The sequence below is a fragment of the Sphingomonas sp. SORGH_AS_0879 genome, assembly GCF_030819175.1.
In the GTDB taxonomy this organism is placed as follows: domain Bacteria; phylum Pseudomonadota; class Alphaproteobacteria; order Sphingomonadales; family Sphingomonadaceae; genus Sphingomonas.
This window is the reverse complement of the sequence record NZ_JAUTBJ010000002.1, coordinates 2,284,169-2,296,527: the sequence shown is the minus strand read 5'-3', so window position 1 is coordinate 2,296,527 and position 12,359 is coordinate 2,284,169. Positions and strand designations below refer to the sequence as shown.

11 protein-coding genes are annotated in these 12,359 nt (G+C 67.1%); 5 read left to right on the top strand and 6 right to left on the bottom strand.

From position 1 onward, the window contains the following. Positions 1-11: 11 nt before the first annotated feature. The gene (locus QE379_RS11485) at positions 12-575 is read right to left on the bottom strand and encodes a glycine zipper 2TM domain-containing protein (RefSeq protein WP_307000625.1); all 564 of its coding nucleotides are present in this window, start codon (positions 573-575) and stop codon (positions 12-14) included. 88 nt (positions 576-663) lie between these two features. Then, a complete protein-coding gene (locus QE379_RS11480; protein WP_307000623.1) occupies positions 664-2,955 on the bottom strand; it encodes an ATP-dependent helicase in 2,292 nt (763 codons plus the stop codon). Positions 2,956-3,169: 214 nt separating this feature from the next. Here QE379_RS11480 and QE379_RS11475 point away from each other — a divergent pair, with 214 nt between their 5' ends. The 3 genes from QE379_RS11475 to QE379_RS11465 all read left to right on the top strand — a co-directional run bounded on the left by QE379_RS11475 (position 3,170) and on the right by QE379_RS11465 (position 6,597). Then, positions 3,170-3,475 (top strand): UrcA family protein, encoded by a 306-nt coding sequence (locus QE379_RS11475; RefSeq protein WP_307000621.1) that lies wholly within the window; start codon positions 3,170-3,172, stop codon positions 3,473-3,475. A gap of 206 nt (positions 3,476-3,681) precedes the next feature. Continuing rightward, positions 3,682-5,244 (top strand): inorganic phosphate transporter, encoded by a 1,563-nt coding sequence (locus QE379_RS11470; RefSeq protein WP_307000619.1) that lies wholly within the window; start codon positions 3,682-3,684, stop codon positions 5,242-5,244. Between the two features lie 81 nt (positions 5,245-5,325). After that, complete coding sequence (locus QE379_RS11465; RefSeq protein ID WP_307000617.1) at positions 5,326-6,597, top strand: MFS transporter; 1,272 nt, start codon at positions 5,326-5,328, stop codon at positions 6,595-6,597. On the opposite strand, the gene rsmD is transcribed toward QE379_RS11465, so the two are convergent. Then, positions 6,588-7,124 carry a 16S rRNA (guanine(966)-N(2))-methyltransferase RsmD gene (gene rsmD / locus QE379_RS11460; protein ID WP_307000615.1) on the bottom strand — a complete coding sequence of 179 codons (537 nt, stop codon included), beginning with the start codon at positions 7,122-7,124 and terminating at the stop codon, positions 6,588-6,590. The two genes, QE379_RS11465 and rsmD, sit on opposite strands and share 10 nt — an antisense overlap. Further along, entirely contained in the window at positions 7,124-8,524 is a 1,401-nt protein-coding gene (locus QE379_RS11455) for a pseudouridine synthase (RefSeq protein ID WP_307000612.1), read from the bottom strand. The genes rsmD and QE379_RS11455 overlap by 1 nt, the downstream gene beginning before the upstream one ends. Positions 8,525-8,633: 109 nt before the next feature. Between QE379_RS11455 and QE379_RS11450 the strand changes: the two genes are divergently transcribed. Both QE379_RS11450 and QE379_RS11445 read left to right on the top strand, forming a co-directional pair. Then, complete coding sequence (locus QE379_RS11450; RefSeq protein ID WP_307000610.1) at positions 8,634-9,065, top strand: response regulator; 432 nt, start codon at positions 8,634-8,636, stop codon at positions 9,063-9,065. A gap of 72 nt (positions 9,066-9,137) precedes the next feature. Further along, positions 9,138-10,466 (top strand): MFS transporter, encoded by a 1,329-nt coding sequence (locus QE379_RS11445; RefSeq protein ID WP_307000609.1) that lies wholly within the window; start codon positions 9,138-9,140, stop codon positions 10,464-10,466. Here the strand turns inward: QE379_RS11445 and QE379_RS11440 are convergent. After that, positions 10,456-10,884 (bottom strand): DUF6628 family protein, encoded by a 429-nt coding sequence (locus tag QE379_RS11440; RefSeq protein ID WP_307000606.1) that lies wholly within the window; start codon positions 10,882-10,884, stop codon positions 10,456-10,458. The genes QE379_RS11445 and QE379_RS11440 overlap by 11 nt on opposite strands. Positions 10,885-10,990: 106 nt before the next feature. Next, a complete protein-coding gene (locus QE379_RS11435; protein WP_307000604.1) occupies positions 10,991-12,298 on the bottom strand; it encodes a folylpolyglutamate synthase/dihydrofolate synthase family protein in 1,308 nt (435 codons plus the stop codon). Positions 12,299-12,359: the final 61 nt, after the last annotated feature.

Genomic DNA, 12,359 nt, shown 5'->3' with positions numbered 1-12,359 from the left:
CACCGGTCCCGTCAGCGACAGCGGACCTGGTTCTGGTCGATCGAACGACCGGCCAGCGCGCCGCCCGCAGCACCCAGCAGCGTCGCGATCGTGCTGCTGCGACCACCGACCAGATTGCCGAGGATACCACCGGCCGCACCGCCGATGATCAGGCCGGTCGTCCCGTCCGAACGGCGGCAATAATAGCGGCCATCGGTTCCGGCATAGACGCGGTCCTGCGGCTGGAGCACGCGCTCCCGATATTGCGGGCCGTCGCGATAGTCGCCGACCGGATCATAATAGGGCTCGCCATTGCCGTCATAGCCATCGGCGGGACGCGGCGGGGCGACGCGATATCCGCCGGGGCCTCCGGGCGGCGGCGGAGCGGGGCGATAGTCGCCATCGTCATATCCGCCCCGGTCGCGGCGGGACTGATACAGGTCCACCTCCTGCCGATAGATTTGATATTCCCGGTCGAACCGCGCCTGCGCCGCGCGGAACCGCGCATCGTCGGCGGCGGATTGCGCGGTGGCGGGAACGGCCGTGACGACGACGGCGGTCGAGATTGCTGCGATGGCCAGACGACGAAAGCCCATCGATCCTATCCTCCATGCCCGGACAATCGGGCCATGCGACCGATACGGACCCGAATTGATATGGTTCCTGAACGGCGTCGGGGGTGCATCACCCCTTGGTGACGAAACTGTCCATCACCCGCTTGCGACCCGCCTGTTCGAAGTCGATCTCCAGCTTATTGCCCTCGATCGCCGCGATCTGACCATAGCCGAATTTCTGGTGGAACACCCGTTCTCCCAGGCTCAGGTCGTCACGCCCCTTCTGGCCCAGGCCCACGGACGGCGCACGCGACTCGACCACGCGGGCGGGGCGACCCTGGAGTGAGTTCTGGCTGTTCGCCGCACGCTGCCATCCCGGCCCCCGTCCGGTGCCGCGACCGACATCGGCGAAGGGGTCGGCATGTTCGGACCAGTTGGCGCGCCACAGGCTTTCGCCGCCGGTCATGCTCGTCTCGCTGTCGATATGCTCAGGCGGCAATTCGCCGACGAAGCGGCTGGGCAGGCTGGAGGTCCATTGACCATAGATGCGGCGGTTGGCGGCGTGGAGGATGACCGCCTTGCGCCGCGCCCGGGTGATGGCGACATAGGCCAGGCGGCGCTCCTCCTCCAGGCTGCGCGTACCGCCCTCGTCGATCGCGCGTTGCGAGGGGAACAGTCCTTCCTCCCATCCGGCCAGGAACACCGTGTCGAACTCCAGCCCCTTGGCGGCGTGGATCGTCATGATCGTCACCTCGGGCTCGCGCTGGTCGCCATCGCGGTCCATTACCAGTGAGACATGCTCCAGGAACGCGCCGAGCGACTCGTAATCCTCCATTGCGCGGACGAGTTCGGACAGGTTCTCCAGCCGCCCGGCGGCCTCGGCCGACTTCTCGTTCTGGTACATGGCGGTATAGCCGCTCTCGTCCAGCATCTGCCGCGCCAGTTCGGGATGGGCGAGGTCGCGCGCCATGTCGCGCCAGCGGGCGATATCGCCGATCAGATTGCCCAGGCTCCGCCGCGCCTGCGGGGTCAGTTCATCGGTATCGAGGATGCGCGCCGATGCGATGGTCAGCGGTAACCCCTCCGCCCGCGCCAATTGGTGGATCTTCGCCAGCGCCTTGTCGCCCAGTCCCCGCTTGGGAACGTTGACGATCCGCTCGAACGCCAGATCGTCAGATGGCTGGTTGACGATGCGCAGATAGGCGAGCGCATCGCGGATTTCGGCGCGCTCGTAGAAGCGGAAGCCGCCGACGATCCGATAGGGCAGGCCGATCGCAATGAACCGGTCCTCGAATTCGCGGGTCTGGTGCGAGGCACGGACGAGGATCGCGATATCGCCGTAAGAGGTGCCGGAGCGCTTCGCCGATTCGATCTCCTCGCCGACGCGCCGTGCTTCCTCGGGACCGTCCCAGACGCCGAGCACACGCACCTTCTCGCCGACGTCGAGTTCGGTCCACAGCGTCTTGCCCAGCCTTCCGCCATTATTCGCGATCACCCCCGACGCCGCACCCAGGATATGCGGGGTCGAGCGGTAATTCTGTTCCAGCCGAATGACCTTCGCGCCGGGAAAGTCCCGCTCGAACCGCAGGATATTCTCCACCTGCGCGCCGCGCCACGAATAGATGGACTGGTCGTCATCGCCGACGCACGCGATGTTCTTGCGTGCCTGGGCCAGCAACCGCAGCCACAGATACTGGACGCTGTTGGTGTCCTGATACTCGTCCACCATGATGTAGCGGAAACGCTGCTGATAATGCTCCAGCACGTCGCGATGCGTCTTCAATATGGTGAGCATATGGAGCAGCAGGTCGCCGAAGTCGCAGGCGTTCACACTGCGCAACCGGTCCTGATATTGCCGGTAGAGATCGGCCCCCTGTCCGTTGGCGTAGCGTTCCGCCTCGCCCGCGTCGATGTCGCCGGGGACCAGCCCCTTGTTCTTCCACTCGTCGATCAGGCCGCCCAGCGCCCGCGCCGGAAAACGCTTCTCGTCGATATCCGCCGCGATGATCAGTTGCTTGAGCAGCCGGAGCTGATCGTCGGTGTCCAGAATGGTGAAGTTGGATTGTAGCCCGACCAGTTCGGCGTGACGGCGCAGCATCTTGGCACCGATCGCATGGAAGGTGCCAAGCCATGGCATCCCCTCCACCGCATCGCCGACCAGCCGCCCGACACGTTCGCGCATTTCCCGGGCGGCCTTGTTGGTGAAGGTCACCGACAGGATCTCCGACGGCCAGGCCTTGCGCGTATAGAGCAGATGCGCCAGCCGGGCGGTCAGCGCCGCGGTCTTGCCGGTCCCCGCGCCCGCCAGCACCAGCACGGGGCCGTCGGTGGTCAGCACCGCTTCACGCTGGGCCGGGTTGAGCGTCCGCAGATAGGGATAATCGGCCAGCGACGCGGCGGGATCGGAAGAGGCAACGGTCATCGCGAACAGTTAGGGAACGTTTGCAGCCGGGGCAACCACGGGCAGCATATGTTTCGCGCGGCTCGGGGTGCAATCGTCATCATGGCGTCGCACGCCAGACGCGAAAGCTACACGCATCCCGCCTAGGAAGCGCTGCGTGCCGACGAGGACCGGGGTGCTTCGGATGTACCCACGGACCCGTGACGGGCATGACCCGATGCAGGAGCTGAAACTGATGAAGAATCTCTGCGCGGTCGCCTTGGCGGCCGTTGTTTTCGCGCCTTCCGTCCAGGCAGCGGAGCGCCAGACCGTCACCGCCGCTATCGCCCGTGCCGATCTCGATCTGCGTCGGGCGGATCACCGCACGATGCTGGACGCTCGTATCCGTCATGCCACGAGCCTCGCCTGCGGTCCGATGACCACCGACCTAATCATCAACGCCGACGTGGCACGGTGCCGCAAGGAAATGCGCGCCGATGCCGCGATCAAGGTCGCCGCGCTGACGACGCAGGCCCCGGTCGCGCTCGCCAGCAATCAATAGGATCATAGGAAACCGACGACCGGGCGACGCGTCGTCTCGCCCGGTCGTGTTTCTTTGCGGGACAGACCGAAATCGATAGCGGTCGTCGTCATCAAAGTGTCACTTCGGGGGCGCAACGCAGTATCGTCATGACAAGTTTTGCGCTCGCCGGTGGCCAATCCGAATCCCGCGCTCGCGGACCGCGCCTCGATGCCGGACTCCATCCCATGGGGCGCTGGATATTCGCCGGGCTGCTGGTCGGCGGCCTCGGCTACGCTGGCTATAGCATCCTCGTCGATACCGCCCGGGTCGGCGAGCCGATGGCGATCGGCGTCTTCGCCTTTCTCGGCCTGGCGCTGCTGATCGCGCTGGGGTTCGAGTTCGTGAACGGGTTTCACGACACCGCCAACGCCGTGGCGACGGTGATCTATACCCATTCCATGCCCGCGCCGCTGGCGGTCGTCTGGTCGGGTTTCTTCAATTTCCTCGGGGTCCTCTTCTCGACCGGGGCGGTCGCCTATTCGATCATCACGCTGTTGCCGATCGATCTGATGCTCCATGTCGGATCGGGAGCGGGCTTCGCGATGATCTTCGCGCTGCTGCTGGCGGCAGTGCTGTGGAACCTGGCCACCTGGGCGGTCGGCCTGCCCAATTCGTCCAGCCATGCGCTGATCGGATCGATCCTGGGCGTGGGCCTCGCCAACCAGCTATTGTCCGATATTCCCGGCACGTCGGGCGTGGACATGGCTCAGGTGCAGAAGGTGCTGTCGGCCCTGTTGTTCAGCCCGCTGATCGGCTTTGCAGGTGCACTGCTGCTGTTGCTGGTGATGAAGCGTTTCCTTCGCAACGACCGCCTGTATCGGGAGCCGGAGGGGAACGCCCCGCCGCCGCGCGGCATCCGTGCGCTGCTGATCTTCACCTGCACGGCGGTCAGCTTCGCGCATGGCGGGAATGACGGGCAGAAGGGCATGGGGCTCATCATGCTGATCCTCATCGGCTGCGCGCCGACGGCCTATGCGTTGAACCGCACCTTGCCGGAGAGCGCCATGCCCGCCTTCGTGCGGAGTGCGCAGGTCGCCTCTGCCGCCTATGCCGCGCATGGTGCGGGCACGAACCCCTCGATCGACCAGGCGCGCGCGGCGGTCGTCGCCGGTGTTCGTGCGAAGGCGGTCGACAAACCCGAAGTCTATACCGGCCTTGCCATTCTCTCCCGCGATATTGGCGACCGGATCGGCAATTATGGTGCGCTCAGCCGCGTGCCGGCCGCCGTCGTGCCCAATCTGCGCAACGACATGTATTTGGTCCTCGATACCACGCGGATGATCACCAAGAGCGAAGGGGCGAAGAGCCGCTTCACCGCGACCGAGATCGAGTCGCTTGACGGCTATGCCAAGGAACTGGAGCGCGGCACCCGCTATATCCCGCTATGGGTGAAGGTAACGGTCGCGCTGGCGCTGGGCCTGGGCACGATGGTCGGGTGGAAGCGGATCGTGGTCACGGTCGGCGAGCGGATCGGCAAGACCCATCTGACCTATGGCATGGGAGCCGCCGCCGAACTGACGACCGCGGCGACCATTCTGATGGCGGAGTTCATGGGCCGCCCCGTCTCGACCACCCATATCCTGACCTCGGGCGTGGCGGGCGCCTCGGTCGCGAACGGTGCGGGGCTTCAGGTGCGGACGATCCGCAACATGGTGCTCGCCTGGGTCCTGACGCTGCCCGCCGCGATGCTGCTGTCGGGCCTGCTATACTGGATGATGCTGGGGCTGGCGGGCGTGCTGAGCCGTTAAATCGGCGATGAGCCCCGCGATCCGGGCGATTTTGACCGGATAGGTCTTTACGGAACCGTTCCGCTTCTGCACGGGCGATGCATGACCCAAGCATCGCCCCCGTCGCACCGTCATATCCTGCTGGCCAGCCTGACCGGTACGGCGGTCGAATTCTATGATTTCTATATCTATGCGACGGCGGCGGCGCTGGTCTTCGGCCCGCTATTCTTTCCGGCGTCGTCCGCGACGGCGCAGTTGCTGCTGTCCTATGCCAGTTTCGGCCTGGCCTTCGTCGCGCGTCCGGTTGGTGCCATCGCCTTCGGTCATTTCGGCGACCGGGTAGGGCGCAAGTCGACCCTGGTGGTCAGCCTGATGCTGATGGGCGGTTCGACGGTCGCTATCGCCTTTCTCCCGACCTATGCGCAGGCCGGATGGGTCGCGCCTCTGCTGCTCTGCATGGCGCGGTTGGGGCAGGGGCTTGGCCTGGGCGGAGAATGGGGCGGCGCGGCGTTGCTCGCCGTCGAGAATGCGCCGCCGGGTCGCCGCAACACCTGGGGCATGTTCCCGCCGCTGGGTGCGCCGGTGGGGTTCATCCTGGCGAACGGGTTCTTCCTGCTGCTCGGCCTGATCCTGACCGATGCGCAGTTCCGCGCCTGGGGCTGGCGCCTGCCGTTTCTGGCGAGCGCGGTGCTGGTGATCCTGGGGCTATGGGTCCGGCTTCGCCTGACCGAGACACCCGATTTCGCCGAGGCCAAGCGGACCGAGGCCTTGCCCCGCATTCCCTTCGCCACGCTGGTGCAGGATCATGGCCGCGCGTTGCTGGCGGGGACGGGGGGCGTGGTCGCGTGCTTCGCGATCTTCTATCTCGCGACCGCCTTCGCGCTCGGCTACGGCACGACCGTGCTGGGCTATCCACGCGAAGGATTTCTGGGCGTTCAGCTCGTCGCGATCCTGTTCCTGGCGCTGGGCGTCATCATCTCCAGCGTGATGGCCGATCGACGCGGCGCGCCGATGATGCTGGCGCTCGGTTTCGCCGGTTGCGTGCTCGTCGGGCTGATCATGGGGCCGATGCTGGGCGCGGGGTCCCTGGCCGTCGTGTTCGTCTGGCTGGCGCTGGCCTTGTTCGTCATGGGCTTCGCCTATGGGCCGCTCGGCGGATGGCTGCCCGCCTTGTTCCCGGCGGGGGTGCGCTATACCGGCGTGTCGATGACGTTCAATCTGGGCGGCATCATCGGCGGCGCGCTGGCGCCCATCGCCGCACAGGCGCTGACCGAGCGCGGCGGGCTGAACTTGGTCGGCGGTTATCTGGTCGCCGCCGGTCTGCTCAGCCTCGCCGGGCTTGCCGTGATGCGCGGAAGGACCGTTCAGGCCTGACGCAACAGGGTCAGCCGCGCCTTGCCATGGATGCGTGAGGCATCGACGGTGAAGCCCGCGACCTCGATCTCTTCCTGCTTGGCGGTCTCGATGCTCACCCAGGTGCCCGCGCCGACCCAGCCGAGCCGCGCCAGCTTGTCGAGCGCCACGCTGCCCGCACCGGTGCCATAGGGCGGGTCCATCAGGATCAGGTCGAGTGGCTGGCGCGCGGGCCCCAGCGCCATGACCGAGGCGGCGCGAACGTCGCCCTTGGCGCCCAGCTTGTCGAGATTGGCGCGGAGAGCATCCAGCGCGCTGCGATCCTGCTCGACGAACAGGCACGAACCGGCCCCGCGCGACAGCGCCTCGATTCCCAGCGCGCCCGAACCCGCGAAGAAGTCGCCGACCGCCAGCCCCTCGAAATCACCCAGCCGGGCGGTCAGCATGGAGAACAGCGCCTCCCGTGTCCGATCAGCGGTCGGTCGGGTCACGTCGCCCTTCGGCGCCACCAGCGGGCGGCCCCGCCATTGTCCGGCAATGACTCGCATCAGCGTCCTCCCCGCGGACGACCGCCAGGTCCGCCGGTCGGTCGGTTGTTGCTCCGCCCGTCACGCGCGGGGCGACCCGGCCGCGCCGAAGGGGACGCGCCGCCGCGATCCGACCGATCGCCGCGTTCCGGGCGCTGGTCGGTCGTACGCTTGGCGAAGGGCTTGCCCCGGTCGCCACCGGTGGGACGCCCGGCCGGACGCTCACCGCCGCGCTCATTGGGCGTGAACCGGTCCGGTCGCGGAGATGGCGATCCCTTTCCGCGTGCGGGACGCTCGCCGCGCTGCGGGCGGTCGTCGGATGCGCGGTTGGCGAAGGGCTTGCCGCGCTCGCCACTACGGTTGTGGGGCGTGAACCGGTCTTGCCGCGCCGACGGCGATCCGGCGCCGCGCGCGGGCCGTTCGCCTCGCTCTTCACGGACCCCGGCTCCCCGGCTGGCGGAAGGCTTGGCCCGATCGCCAGAGGTGGGCCGCCCGGTCGGACGCTCACCACGGCGTTCGCTCGGGGCAAACCGGCTGTCACGCGCGGGACGCTCGCCGCCCGCGCCTGCGGGCCGGGACGTCCGATCGCGGCGCTCCCCATCGTCACGATCCGGGCGCGCGCGGGGCGGGGCCGTCCGGGTCGGCGGCGCACGAAAGCCCGCGCGTGGCGTGGGACGAACGGCGTCGGCGGGAATGCCGCCCTCCAGCGTCCTGCGAAACTCGACGATCGCCGATCCCTTCACCTCGCCGATTTCGCCGACCGGCAGGTCTTCGAGGACGAAGGGGCCATAGCGCAGTCGGATCAGCCGGCTGACCTGCAGGCCCAGATGCTCGAGGACGCGGCGGACTTCGCGGTTCTTGCCCTCACGCAGCGTCATCTCGATCCAGACATTGGCGCCCGTCCGCCGCTCCAGATTGGCGTCGATCTGGCCATAGCGGATGCCGTCGATCTCGATGCCGTGGATCAGCTCCTCGAGCTGCGCCTGGCTCACCTCGCCATAGGCACGCGCGCGATAGGTTCGCTCCACGCCGGTCGCGGGCAGTTCCAATTGGCGCTTGAACCCGCCGTCGGTGGTCAGCAGCAGCAACCCTTCGGTGTTCACGTCCAGCCGTCCGACGGGCACCAGCCGGGGCAATCCTGCGGGAAGCCGATCATAGATGGTCGGCCGCCCCATCGGATCCCGCTCGGTCACGAGAAGCCCGGTCGGCTTGTTGAACAGGAACAGCCGGGTCGGCTCGGGCGCGGCGACGGGGTCGCCGTCCACCGTGACGCCATCGAGCGAGGAAAGCAGGGTCGCGGGCGTGTCGATGACCGTGCCGTTCAGAGCGATCCGCCCCTCGGCGATCATCCGCTCGACCTCTCGACGCGATGCGACACCGGCCCGGGCCAGCAGCTTGGCGATACGTTGATCTGATGTCATGATCGACGCTGATACATAGGGTATGAGCCAAAGGAAATTAATTGCGTCGTTTCGGCTGGACAAAGCGTTACGGCGAGGAGTGGGGCAAGAAAGACGGGCCGATAGAGGGATGAAATTCTTCGGGCGAAAAAAGCCGCAGCTGGTCAAGCTGCTCGTGGTCGAGGACGAACCGCTGGTCGCGTTCGATACCGAGCATGTGCTAGTCGATGCCGATTATGAGATCGTCGCCACTGTCGATCAGGTCAGCAAGGCCGTCACCCTGATCGAGGGCGGCACCGCCATCGACCTGGTGCTCGCGGATGTCCGGCTGGCGGACGGCAGCGGCGTCGACGTGGCCAGGGCCGCGCACGCCCGTGACATCCCCGTCCTGTTCCTGACCGGCACGCCACCGGACGGGGTGGAGGATCTGGCCGAGGGCATCCTGATGAAGCCCTATGGCTCGCGCGAACTGCTGGGTGCCATCGCGGCGATCGAGGAGCGGCGGACCGGCAAATCGCCTGGCCGTCTGCCCGCCGGATTTCGTCTGTTCGCCCGCGCCTGATCAACCCCCCGTTGCCGGGCGCGGCCAAGCCCTCTACGGTCCGCGCTTTGCGATAGGGCGGATCGGTTTCATATGGCGAGTGCGCGGTGGCTGGATGGAGTACGGCCCTATGTCGAGGCGGCCCCGCTGGCCTCTCTGGCGCTGGGCATATCCTCCGCCTTCCCGCTGACGATGATCAACGCGACCCTGTCGAGCCGACTGGCGGAGGCGGGGATCGAAAAGAAGAGCGTCACGGCCTTCGCGCTCGTCATTCTCGCCTATAACTTCAAATTCCTCTGGGCCTGGATCGTGGAGGGGGTGAAGATTCCCGTCCTTCACCGGCTCGGCCAGCGGGTATCCTGGCTGCTGGTGGTTGCCGGCCTGGTGTGCCTGGCGGCGGTCGGACTGGGGTTGACCGACCCGCGCGTGTCGCTGGCGCAAACCGCGATGGCGGCGATCGCGCTGGGGATCGCGGGCGCGACATTCGACATCGTCATCGATGCCTATCGAATCGAGCTTCTCGAACCGCGCCAATTCGGCGTGGGCGCGGGCATGGGCCAATATGGCTGGCGGATCGGATCGGCGCTGGTCGCGTCGCTGTCGCTGGTCGTGGCGACGCGCGCGGGGTGGAGCGTCGCCTATCTGGTCAGCTGCGCCTTCGCATTGCCCGCTGTCCTGACCGCCCTGTTGATGGGCGAGCCCGCGCGGCATAGCGAAATTACCGCGAAGCGCCCGACCGAGGGGATCGTGCGCGCCGTCGTCGGACCCTTTGCCGAGTTCTTCCGGCGACAGGGGGCGGCGATCATCCTGGCCTTCATCCTGGTCCACAAGATCGGCGATACGCTTGCCAATCTGACCTTCCGATTGCTGTTCAACGATCTGGGGTTCAGCAAGGATGAGATCGCGCTTTACGATGTCGGCGTCGGCTTCTGGGCCTTGCTGATCGGTGTGTTCGTCGGCGGGATCCTCTATGCGCGGCTGGGCATGAAGCGGTCGGTGCTGATCAGTCTGGTCCTGATGGCGGTGTCCAACCTGTCCTTTGCGGGACTTGCCGCGCTGGGCCATTCCAACTGGGGCATGGCGGGCGCGATCGGGTTCGAGAATTTCTCCAGCGGTATCGGCGGGGTGACGGTGGTCGCCTATTTCTCGGCGCTGACCGATCTGCGCTTCACCGCCGCGCAATATGCCCTGATCTCGGCGGCGGCGAGCATCGTGGGGCGGATTCTGAGCGGGACAACGGCGGGGGCGCTGGTCGAGCGGTTCGGCTATGTCGATTTCTACCTGCTGACCACCGTGGTCGCCGCGCCGGGTGTCATCCTGTTCTGGTGGATGGCACGTTCCGGATTGATCGACCGTTCGATCGGCAGCGCGGGCGTCAAGGGGGAAGGCGACGCCCGTCGCGGGGAGCCGGTCAGAAGCTGATCGGCCGCCCCTCGTCGGCGAAGGCGGCGCTGACCGCCGCCGCGCTCGCCAACACGCCGTCGACCCGCCGAACGCCTAGCAGGTCGGCCATCAGGAAGCGGGCCTTTTCCGGCGCGGTTTCCATCTGCGCGAGGATGGTGATCAGCGCCGCCTCCGCCGCCGTCATCCGCGCGCAGCAGCACGGCGCGATCGCGATCTGGCCCGTGGCATGCGCCGCCAGGTCGGCCATCAGCGTCCGCATCAGGAGCAGCGGCCGCCGGAAATCCTGCCCGAACACGGTGAACAGGGTATGCGCGGCGCGCGCGTCGGAGAGCCCATGCGCGCCCATCCTCCGGACCGCGAACAGCGCGATCCGCGCATAGGGGCAGGCCGGAAGCATATGGGGAAGCGTGGTGGCAAGGGTGGTGGTTTCGGCCATCGGCTGGGACTCCGTGATTACGAAGCCCATGCTAATTGCTCGCTATTGATAGTCAATCGCAAATAAGGCGATCGGCAACGATCGTTCGTCGCATCAATCCGGCACCTCATCGTTCAGGGCGAGGACCCTGTCCGGCAAGGTACAATGAACCCGCGATCAACACACGGGCAGGCTGGCGGAAACGATCGGCGATGATCGCCAGCGCCTCCGTCGGATCGCCAGCCGCGATGGCGTCGATCCCCATGGCATGGGCCTGTGCGGCGAGATCTTCCGGCTCGTGGCTGGCGTGATCGGGGACGGGGACCGTCACGACCACATCCACCATCGCGCCGAGCTTCTGAAGAACCGGCCCGGCCTCCTTGTTCGCGAGCATGCCCAATATCAGCGCGCTGGGCCCCTGCGATCGCCAGCCGCTCATCGCGCGGGCCACCGGTGTCGCCGCCGAAGGATTATGCGCGCCGTCGAGCCAACATTCGCTGCCCTCCGGCAGATGAGCGGTGAGCGGGCCGGAGCGCATTTTCTGCATCCGGGCGGGCCAGCGCGCTTGCGTCGCGGCGGTTCGCAAGGCGTCTTCGGGGACGGACACCGCCTTCTGGTGCCGGATCATCGCCACCGCCAGGGCCAGATTCCGCGATTGGTGCCCGCCGGTCAGTGCGGGACGCGGCAAGGTCAGCTCGGAGCGCCCGTCACGATACTCGACCGAGCGACCGCGTGTCTGGCTGAACCAGTCACGGCCCCGCGTCACCACGGGCGCACCCGCGCTCGCCGCCACCTCCGCGATCGCCTCCTGCAAGGTGCGGGGATAATCCATCGTGACGAGCGGCGTGCCGGGCTTCGCGATCCCGGCCTTTTCCCGTGCGATGCCGGTCAGGCTCCGCCCCAGAAACGCTTCGTGATCGACACCGAGGGCCGCGATGCCGCAGACGGCGGGCGGGGGCAGGACGTTGGTCGCGTCCAGACGTCCGCCCAATCCCACCTCAATGATCGCCGCCGCAGCGGGCGTGCGGGCGAAGGACAGGAAAGCCGCCGCCGTGGTCACCTCGAAGAAGCTGGCGCCGATCCCTTCGGCATGACCCAGCACCTCGTCCAGCATGGCGGCAAGGGCGTCATCCCCGATCAGCGCGCCGTTGATGCGGATACGCTCGTTGAAGCGGACGAGGTGCGGGCTGGAATAGACATGGACGCTCTGCCCCGACGCCTCGATCGCCGCGCGCAGAAAGGCGCAGGTCGACCCCTTGCCGTTGGTCCCGGCGACGTGGAACACCGGGGGCAGATGATGGTGCGGGTCGCCCAGCCGGGCGAGCAATGTCGCGATCCGCTCCAGCCCCAATATGTCCGCGCCCGGCGACAGCGACCATAAGCGATCGAGTTGCGCCTGGACGGCCGGGTGGTCGGAACGGGCATGGTCGGGCATCGGCCGGTCTCTTGGCAAATGATATGAAAGAGGCGGACCTCTCGGCCCGCCCCTCTAAAGC

Coding starts and splice junctions, on each gene's coding strand:
- QE379_RS11485 (WP_307000625.1), bottom strand. CDS start 575: ATGGGCTTTCGTCGTCTGGCCATCGCAGCAATCTCGACCGCCGTCGTC.
- QE379_RS11480 (WP_307000623.1), bottom strand. CDS start 2,955: ATGACCGTTGCCTCTTCCGATCCCGCCGCGTCGCTGGCCGATTATCCC.
- QE379_RS11475 (WP_307000621.1), top strand. CDS start 3,170: ATGAAGAATCTCTGCGCGGTCGCCTTGGCGGCCGTTGTTTTCGCGCCT.
- QE379_RS11470 (WP_307000619.1), top strand. CDS start 3,682: ATGGGGCGCTGGATATTCGCCGGGCTGCTGGTCGGCGGCCTCGGCTAC.
- QE379_RS11465 (WP_307000617.1), top strand. CDS start 5,326: ATGACCCAAGCATCGCCCCCGTCGCACCGTCATATCCTGCTGGCCAGC.
- rsmD (WP_307000615.1), bottom strand. CDS start 7,124: ATGCGAGTCATTGCCGGACAATGGCGGGGCCGCCCGCTGGTGGCGCCG.
- QE379_RS11455 (WP_307000612.1), bottom strand. CDS start 8,524: ATGACATCAGATCAACGTATCGCCAAGCTGCTGGCCCGGGCCGGTGTC.
- QE379_RS11450 (WP_307000610.1), top strand. CDS start 8,634: ATGAAATTCTTCGGGCGAAAAAAGCCGCAGCTGGTCAAGCTGCTCGTG.
- QE379_RS11445 (WP_307000609.1), top strand. CDS start 9,138: ATGGCGAGTGCGCGGTGGCTGGATGGAGTACGGCCCTATGTCGAGGCG.
- QE379_RS11440 (WP_307000606.1), bottom strand. CDS start 10,884: ATGGCCGAAACCACCACCCTTGCCACCACGCTTCCCCATATGCTTCCG.
- QE379_RS11435 (WP_307000604.1), bottom strand. CDS start 12,298: ATGCCCGACCATGCCCGTTCCGACCACCCGGCCGTCCAGGCGCAACTC.